Here is a 365-nt window from a genome sequence, read left to right as displayed (position 1 = left end):
TTAACGAGGGCGGGGCTTTTTTGTGGGCGGTGGGTTTAGCCCATCATTCCTTTCACCAAGCGTTCCTGTTCGATCAGCTCACGCTGGCGTGCGTCGATACGTGACGACAGTGGGAAGTTGCTGCCGGCACGGCGCTTGGCGAAGTCCAGTTGTTGAATGGCCTGCTGGAAGTCGCCGACCAGGGCGAAGTACTCGGCGCGCGCCTGGTGCAGGCCGATGATATTGCCGGACAAGCCGCGCGTTTCGGCGACTTGGTACCACACGTCCGGATCGTCCGGGCGCGACTTGAGCAAACCGTCCAGGGCCTTTTCCGCATCGGCGGTGCGGTTCTGTTTGAGTAAAAGGTCCACTCGCACCTGGTTCAG

At 60.8% G+C, this 365-nt stretch carries 1 protein-coding gene; it reads right to left on the bottom strand.

From position 1 onward, the window contains the following. Positions 1 to 35: 35 nt before the first annotated feature. A partial coding sequence (locus M2R48_RS21135) for a tetratricopeptide repeat protein (protein ID WP_262087587.1) occupies positions 36 to 365 on the bottom strand: 330 nt, incomplete at its 5' end.

Origin of the sequence: Acinetobacter sp. I-MWF (genome assembly GCF_025433935.1) — a bacterium.
In the GTDB taxonomy this organism is placed as follows: Bacteria; Pseudomonadota; Gammaproteobacteria; order Pseudomonadales; family Moraxellaceae; genus Acinetobacter; species Acinetobacter guillouiae.
This window is presented reverse-complemented; position numbering and strand designations above follow the sequence as displayed.